Genomic DNA, 10,417 nt, shown 5'->3' with positions numbered 1-10,417 from the left:
CAAAACCCATCAGGGACAGCAAGCTCAGCTTGCAAGCAAAGTCCGAATGTACGGGTGCAATCTTCCTTCCTCGTCATTACGTCTGGAAGCTTGACAAACGGGGGCGTCCATGTACGTCCGGTGAACACACATTGAGTCGTGCTCTGTGAGTACGAGAAGATCGCATCCACGATAATTAAGTGGACACGATAATGAGCATAGACTCTCTTAGCTCAAGCCGTCGCAGGCGTACATACACGCGACGGTTCAAGGCCGAAATGGTGGCGCAATGTTTGCAGGACGGTGTGTCGTTGGCATCGCTTGCTGTGGAGCACGGCATGAACCCCAATGTCTTGCATCGGTGGGTCACGGAGCATGAGCGCTACGGCCATCACATCTTGAGTGATGCTGACCGGCAGGAGCAGGGCCCAACGCCACCCATGGTTTCCGTGCCTGAGTCCGCCACACCGTTCCTTCCCGTACCGCTGAGCCCAAGGCCGTCACCCGTTGGCAACGAGGCCATCCGTCTGGAATTCAAGCGTGGTGCCACGACAGTGTGCATATTCTGGCCGGTGGGTGCCGCAGCGCAGTGTACTGAACTTATGCGCCAGTGGTTGCGGTGATCCGCATCGACCAGATCTGGTTGGCAGTGGATCCGGTGGACATGCGCAGCGGCATAGATCGGCTACTGGCTCGTGTCGTGGAAGTCTTCGGCGCCTCACGGCCGCACCACGCCTACGTGTTTGCGAACCGCCGCGGTACACGGCTGAAGGTCCTGGTGTGCGACGGCTTCGGCATCTGGTTGGCCGTGCGCCGCCTGCATCAAGGCGCAGTGCATTGGCCTCGGCCCGGTGAAACGCAGGTAGAACTCTCTGCTGAACAGGCACGTGCCCTGGTCATTGGCCTGCCGTGGCAACGCTTGGACGAGTACGAGTCGATCACCCTCTTATGACCACGGATTTGCAATCCGGTGCAATCCGAATGGTGCACCGTTCACAGGCATGGCATCATGGCGGCCATGTCTCTGAAGTCTGTTGCCAACCTCGATCAGCTTGATGCCAATGCCCTGCGGGCCTTGGCCAGGCAATTGATGGGTGAGTTGGATGAGACCCGCCAGGTGGTGGCTCAGCAAGCCCACGACATCCAGTTCAAAGAAACTCACATCTGCAAACTCACGCATGAGATTGCGGTGCTGCGCCGCTATCGCTTCGGCAAGAAGAGCGAACAGCTCGGCGGTGAACAGGGTCTGTTGCTGGAGGACGCGGTCGATGCCGACATCGCTGCCATCGAAGAGGAATTGATCAATCTGGGCGGGCAGCCGCCTGCGCAGAAAACGGTCTCTCAGCCTAAGCGTCAGGTCTTGCCACCGGAGTTGCCTCGCATCCAGGTTTGCCACGAACCGCACTGCACCACCTGCGCTTGCGGTTGCCAGATGCAGCGCATTGGCGAAGATATCACCGAGAAACTGGATTACATCCCAGGGGTGTTCAGCGTCGAACAACACATCCGTGGCAAGTGGGCCTGCCGGCAGTGCGAAACACTGACCCAGGCGCCCATGTCGGCACAGGTCATCGACAAGGGCATTGCTACCTCGGGGCTGCTGGCTCATGTGCTGGTGACCAAGTATGCCGACCACCTACCGCTGTACCGTCAAGAACAGACATTTGCGCGCGCCGGCGTGAAGATCCCCCGCTCCACGCTTGCTGAATGGGTAGGCGTGTGTGGGGTGCGCTTGCAGCCGCTGGTCGATGCCCTGCGCGAGGTCATCCTCAACGAGCCCGTGGTACATGTAGACGAAACGCCCGTGCAAGTATTGCAGCCGGGTAGCAAAAAGACCCATCGCGCGTACCTGTGGGCCTATGCCCCCGGCGCCTTCCAGGATCTGAAGGCCGTTGTTTACGACTTTACCGAAGGACGCAGCGGAGCACACGCCCGGACCTTCCTGGGTGACTGGCGCGGTGAACTGATCTGCGACGATTATGGCGGATATAAGGGTTGCTTTGAGCAAGGCATTGCCGAGGTCGGTTGTATGGCGCACGCCCGACGCAAGTTCTTCGAACTGCATCAGTCGGGAAAGAGCTTGATCGCCGAGCAGGCGCTGAAGTCCATCGGCCAGCTCTATGAGATCGAAGCCCAGGGGACAGACTTGCTTCCTGAGGAGCGCCAGCGCATGCGTGAACAACAGGCTAGACCGATTGCCGAGGCACTACATGCCTGGATGACGGCCCATCGTTTGAAGGTGCCCGAGCGCTGGACTACAGCCTGAAGCGCTGGACGGCGTTGACCCGCTACCTTGGCGATGGCCGATTACCCATCGATAACAACTGGATCGAGAACCAGATCCGGCCCATCGCCTTGGGTCGCAAGAACTGGCTGTTCGCCGGCTCCCTGCGGGCGGGCCGGCGTGCGGCTGCCGTGATGAGTCTGGTCCAGTCGGCGAAGATGAACGGGCATGATCCCTACGCCTATCTGAAAGATGTTCTCACGCGCCTGCCCACGCATCCGAATAGCCGGATTGAGGAGCTGTTGCCGCATCGCTGGCAACCAGAAACGGCATAGTTAACACTGTTAACTCAATGACTAAAGAACTGACGGCCGCAACTGCGGCCGTTCGTCAATGTGTGTTCACCGGATGCTTACGTGTGATGCAATGCTGGTGCGAGCGTCCGTTGTGGAGAAAAGCATCTGTCCTTTGTGAGTTGTAAGCTGCTCCTGTGAAAGCCCATTATCAACCCAAAGCGGTAATGGGAAGACGGGAGCTCAACGTGCAAGCTCAAGGAAGACGGAGCGGGTCTACAGACCGAGCGTCCCTCTGAAGAGCATTGTTAGCGCTATTCATTGCTAGGCCAGTTGGTGATTGACATCGGCAAGGGGCGTTTGCCTTCAAGAACTTCAACAAGCCCTTTTCTAAGAACGCTCTGTTGTTCTTCGGTTTCCCCGTGAGCACGTGGTGAATATGAGGAATTCTTAATGTGGGTTTTATCAAAATCATAGTCGAGCACACTTGCCATTGTATGCAGAAGCTCAACAAGCAGATCAACCCGCTTCACGTTCCATTGATCAGCTGGAATGGACGTATTTCCAAGGAGATCGAGATATTCTTTCCAGGCCTCGATAACCTCTTTTTCTTTCTTATGACTCCTGTCAAATTCGAGATCAATTCGATTCAACGCTTCAACGTGTGTCCATGAAACACTGTAGGCCCTCGTGGCCATTAGGGTCTTGAAAATATCTAACTTGCGCGCACGCACTTCTTTTTGGTCGTCGAGGTACCTAGTAAGGCGCACAGCAACAATGGGACCAAGGAAAACGGCGGCTATCATGATCCAGTCAGCTATTGTCATCGTTTGATATTCCATTGTTGTTATGGTGCTAACTAACATTGTACTGACGTCGTCCATACAATAAACATCTTATTGGGTGCCTGCTTCGCAGAGATTTTATGAACGGCTACAGTTGGCCGATTGTAGCCAAAGCTCGGGGCTGAAACCGACCTATAGCAGGCGGACGCTGCGCCAGAGGGCAGACACCTAACCTGATAAGAGCAAACATTTGGAACGTTCATGAGGAGATTGCTCACCCAGTAGGTCAGGCGAGCCTTGCGATGGAAGAGGCGGCAGGCGTTACCAGGACAGAACTTCCGTACTCGGGAATCGTTTTCGGAAGTGTTCGAGTACAGCGGAGGATACTTGAGGAATAACCAATACCACGTTCTCATGCGTCTTCATGGCAGTTTCCAGCACAGTCTCGCACCGCGGGCCATCGCTGTAAGTCATGAAATTTGGTGCGACTATGTAGATCCTATTGCACGAGGAAAGCTCCGAGAAATCAAGAATATTCAATCGAAGTTGCTCGTGCGAAATTGCTAGAGCGCATGGGTTGTGAGCAAGAAGGCCTGCACTGTCTTTTACTAGTGGAATGGTCAGGACGTTGTTGTTCGAAGCATTCCTGCTTGTTGAGACCGCATTGATTCGAAGGCTCGATAGAAGGGCTCGATATGCCAACCCTCCACCGCGACCAAAATCAGGCTGGGCGAGTGTGTGTAGATCAAATTGTGTGCCGTCATCGCAAACCGTGATTCCGTTCTCCACAAAATCGATTACGACCGCTTGCGCCTTTGAGTGTATAAAGCAGTTTCTCGCATACTCAATTAGGAAATCGCGCGCTGAATCGGCGACCTCCTTTCCCCATATCTCCGCAATACAGCTAAATACGACTGCGTTGCCAACAGAGGTATTTAGGAAATTTCCATCTAAGGTGAGCCGGTCAGGAACCAAGCCCAGCTTTGCAAGATCGGGATGCTCAATCAGCTGGACATCATCCCCGTGTGCTTGGCGAAGTTGTGCCTTTTTCTCCGCGACGGCGCGCCAACCACGGAGCATCGATGAGGAATAGGTCACTTCATCAGTGTCGATGAGGGTGCCGTGATCTCTGCAGCACCATATTCCATTCTCTATCGAAGTGCGCTGCTCTTCGGTCATGTTCTTGTCGAAACGCCTCGATCCCTTGCCGCCCGCGGCTGCGGATATGTGAGCAGCTGTTCCTGTGTTCGCAACTGCCATCTGCCCCTCTTCACTTGGGCCAACAGTTATAGCGTTACAACCAGGGTATGAGCACCTATACCCTGCGCGCTTGGCTAATGCCGTTTTCACTGGTGCAAGGAAGTTATCGCGTTTCATTTGATGCTTTTCATATATTTTTTGACAGCTGGATTACATAAACAGGTTTAACACAGGTACCGGGTGAAATTGACTCTGCATCGCTCTATTTTTATCTGTTGACTGGCTGTTTCGGGGAAAATCCGGCATGGCAAACGAATGGCGGCTTCTGGCCGAAAGCGGCCATTTAGAGGTTTTACGGCTCAATAGCTTGCACACGCTTGATAAATCGCATGAGTACATCAGATGGCTCTCCCTCTGGGCGCAACAGATATGTCATTAGGGACGGCAGTCGCGCTGCCAGAGGTCGCGCTACAACGCCTTGAGCGCAGCCAGCAGAGATATATGCCGCACCAACCAGCCCTAAAGCAAAACCTGAGGACACCAATGCCACCATCAATTCGGTAGAAGCAACCCGCTCAACGATCAACGGCTCCATATCCGAGCGGCGTAACACTCGATCAATGTACTTGGCATACCCTTCACATGTCTGAGGATCGCAGAGCACTAACGGGTAGCGAAGTAACTCCCCCATGGGAATGCGCTTGTAGGCCAGCAACGGATGACGTGCTGGCACTGCAACCATCAGCGTATCGTGCCATGCGGGCATAGCAACAATACCGTTGCCCACCTCATCCGATTGCGCGAATCCTACGTCATACATATCTTCATTCAACCCCTTGATCTGCTTAGACAATGGCACCTCGAAGAAACGGATATCTATCTCCGGTTCATCTTGGCGACATAAGGCCAACAATGCAGACAAGCGTGAAGGGGCAATGCTATCCGATAAGGCTACACGCAGCTGTCCATGAAAGCCATTAACCGCTGCCTGGGCGCTATTTCGCGCTTGCTGTAGCGCTACGAAAACACGCGGGACATGATCAAGAAATAACTGACCTGCACGGGTCAAACGCGTACTCCGCGTAGTGCGAGCAAATAGCAGAATACCCAGGTCTTCCTCAAGCTCTTTGACGGTTCGTGATAAAGGGGATTGTTCCATATGTAGCCGTTCGGCCGCACGGGCAAAGTGAAGTTCTTCAGCTACTGCCAGAAAGCAGCGAAGATGCCTGATGTCAATCTTCCCGCCAACTGAGACTTCACCGTTTACAAGGTCTGAATATGATTTTCGTGACGTCATCAGCGATCACCTTTACGAACGACCTAATACGATGACGCCACCAACAAGGATGAGGCAGCCAACGAAACGCCAAACTCCTATTTCTTCGTGTAAAACAATCATTCCCAGCAACGCACCGACCATCATGGACATCTCGCGGGCCGGAGCCACCACACTCAGAGGGGCCCCCATGCCGAGCGCAAAAAGAACAAGAATGTATGAAAGCGGAGACAAAACACCGATAGCTAGCGCAAGCCCCCATCTTCCGCTCATTCTCGCAACCGCTGCTTTCCGATTAGATAGCAGCCAGGGGAACAGCATCACTAGCCGGACCAGATTCGCAAACCAATCCAGTAGCACGGGATGAATTCCAAGTATTTTCACACCATAGGCATCGACTACGGAGTAGCCAGCAATCATTGCTCCAGTCGCTCCTCCCCAACTCACGCCTTTGTACGCCGAGGGCTGGCGAAACTGGATTAAATTTCCTCTCGTGGCGACTAAGAAAACTCCAATAACAACAGCGCTCAGCCCAATCACTCGCTCGGTGAATAATGGCTCTCCAAGAAACAAAAATGCTCCTATGGTTGAAACAACAGGCGCAGCGCCACGTGCTATGGGATACACGACGGATAAATCGGCGACTTGGTAACCACGCTGAAGAAATAGGCTATATGCGAGATGCAGCAAGCCGCTTAGTACGATACACACAATGATTTGTGTGTTGAACACACCAAACACAAGCTCGCTTTCAATGAAGATCCAGGCAGCCCAAGGTAAATAGACCAGAGTGGCTATACAAGTGTAAGCCATCACGAAAACAGGGCCAGCATCAGAAGCCCGTTTCGCAAGAAGATTCCAACTTGCGTGGATAACAGCGGCCAGAACGACCAACAGGAGAGAAAATAAAGACATGAGTGAGCACTCCGAGAAGCCATAGGGAGGACTCGACGTCTCCTCCTCTGGGCTTTTTTCCCTCGGGTGCAGCTGCGAATCAATCGCAGTGTCTACAACGCTTGGACCAGCCAACAGCAATCAGTGCTGTTCGGAACCCTAGTTGTCACTCAGTCGATAATGCAAATCTTAGCCGCACCTAAGAGCATTTGGCAAATAGAAGGCCTGCCAATGAGCAACGGCCTGCAGGCAGCGAATCCAATAATTCGTGAAGGGCATGATGAGGCGATCAAATCGTAGCAATGACATGGATCCGTAGCGCTCGCCCCCTGGCCCAACACTATGGCCCAGGGGTCAGCCACTCACATTTACTCAACCGGCATCAGCCATTGCCTCTGAAAACCGTGAAGCCGCACTCAATACAGCCTGCACTGATGCCGTAGCAATGTTCACATGCCGTCCCACACCAAAGCGAGATCCCGGTACGCCCGGCCATGCTGCTTCCACAATAGCTAACGCCATGGCATCTGCCCCCGCTCCCAAGCTACGCTCTTCATAACTGTCGATACGCAAAGGCAATCCCAATGCTGCTACCGTTGCAGCAATCGGGCCGTTTCCAACGCCCTGAAAATGTACAGATGCGCCATCGGCACCGATCAAGTCCAGCTCAATACCTTGGCCGTCTGACTGCTCAGACAGTCGGTGAGCACGATAGATAAAACCGGCTTGCTCACGTACAGGCATTAAATAGGTACGTTCAAACACATCCCATATCTGCTCGCTGGTCAATTCGGTTTCACTGTCGTCAGCCAATGCCTGGACAATGGCGCTGAACTCAACCTGCATGCGGCGCGGCATAACGATACCGTGATCACGTTGCAGCAGGAATGCAATGCCACCTTTGCCCGACTGGCTATTAACGCGCACGATGCTGTCATAGGTACGGCCCAGGTCTTGCGGATCAACAGGCAAATACGGTACGCGCCAGAGCGCATCAGGCTTTTGAGCGGCAAGCCCTTTTGCGATGGCATCCTGGTGGGAGCCTGAGAAAGCAGTAAATACCAAGTCACCGACATATGGGTGGCGTGGGTGAATAGGCAGCGCCGTACACTCTTCGGCAACACGCGCAACAGCCGCAATATCCGAAAAATCCAGCCCCGGCGCAATGCCCTGTGTGTACAGATTCAGCGCCAAGGTCACAACATCCAGATTGCCGCTGCGCTCACCATTACCAAACAGGCAGCCTTCCACCCGCTGAGCACCGGCCAACAAAGCTTGCTCGGCGCAGGCGACGCCTGTACCTCGATCATTATGAGGGTGCACGGACAGCACAATATGCTCTCGTCGCTCCAGTCTCCGATCCATCCATTCAATCTGATCGGCAAAAACATTAGGCGTAGAGACTTCCACTGTCGTCGGCAGATTGATAATCATGGGATGCTCTGGCCCTGCATCCCATGCGCGAATCGCAGCATTACATACAGCCAAGGACACATCCAATTCGGCCATACAAAAGGTTTCGGGCGAATACTGAAGTACCCATTGCGTTTGAGGGTGAGCTGCCGTCAACCGTTTGAACAGGGCAATGTACTGCTCAACCATCTCGACGATTTGCGGCACGCTCATTTGAAACACGATTTCCCGCCAGGCAGGCGCAATCGCATTGTAAAAATGCACAATTACGCGCCGAGCCCCAGCTACGCTACGCACGGTTTCTTCAATCAAATCTTCACGCAACTGAGTGATAACCATGGGCGTCACATCAGCAGGAATCTGGTTATCGTCAATCAGATGACGCACGATGTCGAAGTCAGTACGTGACGCCGACGGAAAGCCCACCTCAATTTCCTTGAAACCAATACGCACCAGTTCATGGAACAAGCGCAGCTTGCGCTCTCGGTTCATCGGCTCGAACAAGGCTTGGTTGCCATCACGCAAATCGGTAGACAGCCAAACAGGGGCTTGCGTCAAGGTACGCGACGGCCACCGTCGATCCGCAAGACCGACGGGTGGAAATGGGCGGTATTTTTGGGATGGGTCGGTCAGCATAACAATACTCCAAGGGGTCAATAACACCTGACTCCCCTGGCTCAAGCAAAGCTGACTATGGTCGGGGTCAGGGGGAATCAGGATGGGTCATGACGCGAGCAAATGCGTACCGACCCCGACTAAAGGTCAGTAGTCGTAGCAGGTGCGAAAGGCGAACGAACGGCGACATGAGACAAACGAGTCCTGATTGAGAATGTCTTTGCCATGTTATGTTTGTATTTTTTGTCTATCTACATAAAAATAGACGTTCTCTTTATATTTTTTGACAAACATGGGCGCTGCATCCACAGTTCAGCCAGCTAAATCTTGTGGGCCAGATACGGTGGCAGCATCGGAGCTGCCGGTCACGGGAATAGCCATACACTACCCACAAGGGCATGTCGTACCCATGCACCAACATCAACACGGCCATCTCATCTACGCCAGCCAGGGGCTGCTACGTGTTGAAGCAGAAACGGGGCAATGGCTGGTTCCTCCCACCTCTGCCGTGTGGCTGCGTCCTGAAGTGGCTCATCGTCTGATCGTCCCAGTTGCCTTGCAGGCGCACGGCCTATTTATTCGTAAGGATATCTGTGCGAATCTGCCTACTACAGACTGCGTCGTGCAAGTGTCTGGACTTCTCCGAGAGACTATTACTGAATTGACCTGCGTGGACTACACGACACCTCTCTCGCGCCGTACACATTTACTAAGCGAGCTGCTGCTCGAAGAGCTCAATACCCCACCCGCTCTACCCTTTCATCTGCCCTGGCCGCAGGACGCACAGATACAAAATGTCTGCCACCAACTCATGGGCGACCCAAGCCATCAAGCAACCGCCGGAGACTGGGCATCGACGTTAGCCATTGGCGAGAAAACCTTTCACCGTCGATTCGTTAAAAGCACAGGGATGACGTTTGGCAAATGGCGGCAGCAGTTGCGCCTGATGTCGTCACTCACTCAGTTGATGCAAGGCGCGCCGATCACTCAGGTTGCATTGAACAGTGGTTACGACAGCCACAGTGCTTATACGACAGCGTTCAAAAAACAGTTTGGGCACGCGCCGTCAGAGTTCATTCAGCGGCAGTTGGTGATGCAGTAATGCGGCGGGCATTGGGCGAATTCGCAGCCTTGTTGAAGGCTCATTTCTCTAGTTCTTGATGAACGCTACTGCCGAAGTCACAGCGTACTCGGTCGTGCGAAGCACGCGGCTAGGCCTGTATTAGCGGAAGCTTCGCACTCCAAGCGGCACGATGGCTATACCGCTGCGTGCTGCACTCCCCTCACGTGCAGACTGGCTTTGAGAGCGGACAGGTGCCGCTCCCTTTTGTCTTGCCTTCAGCCTTTACCTCTCGTTGATACCTCGGACAGCGCCAGAATGGAAAGGCTACGACGAGCGCTGCGAGCACTCTACCGAACACAGCCACGTCCACGAGTTCGACACGCTCTAAACAAATTTCCTACACAGTAGTCGGTTGCATTGTGGGTATCAGCCGAAGCAGAGAGGCTCCAGGAGGAATACACATCGGCTGCTGAGAAGATCGACCAACAAATCGAGGGATGGCGGGAAGCCCTGAAGACCAAAATCACAGATCCTGGAAAGACAGATATTCAGATTGACCTGTCCTGGCTTTTTCGATCCAAGGTAACTTGAGACAATGGCCTCTTCGATAGCGAGAGGCACATGAAGAAGACGCGATACAACGATGAGCAGATCGTCCGGATCCTGCGCGAGACC

Annotated in this window: 9 protein-coding genes and 1 pseudogene; 4 read left to right on the top strand and 6 right to left on the bottom strand. The window is 53.8% G+C overall.

The window, feature by feature from the left end; all coding sequences use genetic code 11:
• Positions 1 to 191 precede the first annotated feature (191 nt).
• The 3 genes and pseudogenes from ERD78_RS19590 (at position 192) to tnpC (ending at position 2,538) form a co-directional block, all read left to right on the top strand.
• Entirely contained in the window at positions 192 to 602 is a 411-nt protein-coding gene (locus tag ERD78_RS19590) for a transposase (protein WP_129971591.1), read from the top strand.
• A complete protein-coding gene (gene tnpB, locus ERD78_RS19585; RefSeq protein ID WP_209020043.1) occupies positions 590 to 931 on the top strand; it encodes an IS66 family insertion sequence element accessory protein TnpB in 342 nt (113 codons plus the stop codon). The genes ERD78_RS19590 and tnpB overlap by 13 nt, the downstream gene beginning before the upstream one ends.
• 72 nt (positions 932 to 1,003) lie before the next feature.
• Positions 1,004 to 2,538 (top strand): annotated as a pseudogene (gene tnpC, locus ERD78_RS19580) (IS66 family transposase).
• Between the two features lie 272 nt (positions 2,539 to 2,810).
• Here the strand turns inward: tnpC and ERD78_RS19575 are convergent.
• The 5 genes from ERD78_RS19575 to ERD78_RS19555 form a co-directional block, all read right to left on the bottom strand.
• Positions 2,811 to 3,380 (bottom strand): DUF6680 family protein, encoded by a 570-nt coding sequence (locus ERD78_RS19575; RefSeq protein WP_129971590.1) that lies wholly within the window; start codon positions 3,378 to 3,380, stop codon positions 2,811 to 2,813.
• A 222-nt stretch (positions 3,381 to 3,602) separates the two neighbouring features.
• Positions 3,603 to 4,658 (bottom strand): hypothetical protein, encoded by a 1,056-nt coding sequence (locus ERD78_RS19570; protein ID WP_129971589.1) that lies wholly within the window; start codon positions 4,656 to 4,658, stop codon positions 3,603 to 3,605.
• Between the two features lie 175 nt (positions 4,659 to 4,833).
• Positions 4,834 to 5,718 carry a LysR family transcriptional regulator gene (locus tag ERD78_RS19565; RefSeq protein ID WP_129971592.1) on the bottom strand — a complete coding sequence of 295 codons (885 nt, stop codon included), beginning with the start codon at positions 5,716 to 5,718 and terminating at the stop codon, positions 4,834 to 4,836.
• Positions 5,719 to 5,790: 72 nt separating this feature from the next.
• Entirely contained in the window at positions 5,791 to 6,672 is an 882-nt protein-coding gene (locus ERD78_RS19560; RefSeq protein WP_129971588.1) for a DMT family transporter, read from the bottom strand.
• A gap of 351 nt (positions 6,673 to 7,023) precedes the next feature.
• Positions 7,024 to 8,700, bottom strand: coding sequence for a 2-isopropylmalate synthase (locus tag ERD78_RS19555; protein WP_129971587.1), 1,677 nt, complete (start codon positions 8,698 to 8,700; stop codon positions 7,024 to 7,026).
• Between the two features lie 271 nt (positions 8,701 to 8,971).
• Between ERD78_RS19555 and ERD78_RS19550 the strand changes: the two genes are divergently transcribed.
• On the top strand, positions 8,972 to 9,781 hold the full coding sequence (locus ERD78_RS19550; RefSeq protein WP_129971586.1) for an AraC family transcriptional regulator: 810 nt from the start codon (positions 8,972 to 8,974) through the stop codon (positions 9,779 to 9,781).
• 387 nt (positions 9,782 to 10,168) lie between these two features.
• Here ERD78_RS19550 and ERD78_RS19935 read toward each other — a convergent pair.
• Positions 10,169 to 10,417 (bottom strand): hypothetical protein (locus tag ERD78_RS19935; RefSeq protein WP_209020042.1); only part of this gene is annotated, 249 nt, incomplete at its 5' end.

Source organism: Allopusillimonas soli (genome assembly GCF_004153445.1).
In the GTDB taxonomy this organism is placed as follows: Bacteria; Pseudomonadota; Gammaproteobacteria; order Burkholderiales; family Burkholderiaceae_B; genus Allopusillimonas; species Allopusillimonas soli.
Note: the sequence above shows the minus strand (reverse complement) of the source record. Positions and strands in the feature narration are given on the sequence as shown.

Coding starts and splice junctions, on each gene's coding strand:
- ERD78_RS19590 (WP_129971591.1), top strand. CDS start 192: ATGAGCATAGACTCTCTTAGCTCAAGCCGTCGCAGGCGTACATACACG.
- ERD78_RS19575 (WP_129971590.1), bottom strand. CDS start 3,380: ATGGACGACGTCAGTACAATGTTAGTTAGCACCATAACAACAATGGAA.
- ERD78_RS19570 (WP_129971589.1), bottom strand. CDS start 4,658: ATGAAACGCGATAACTTCCTTGCACCAGTGAAAACGGCATTAGCCAAG.
- ERD78_RS19560 (WP_129971588.1), bottom strand. CDS start 6,672: ATGTCTTTATTTTCTCTCCTGTTGGTCGTTCTGGCCGCTGTTATCCAC.
- ERD78_RS19555 (WP_129971587.1), bottom strand. CDS start 8,700: ATGCTGACCGACCCATCCCAAAAATACCGCCCATTTCCACCCGTCGGT.
- ERD78_RS19550 (WP_129971586.1), top strand. CDS start 8,972: ATGGGCGCTGCATCCACAGTTCAGCCAGCTAAATCTTGTGGGCCAGAT.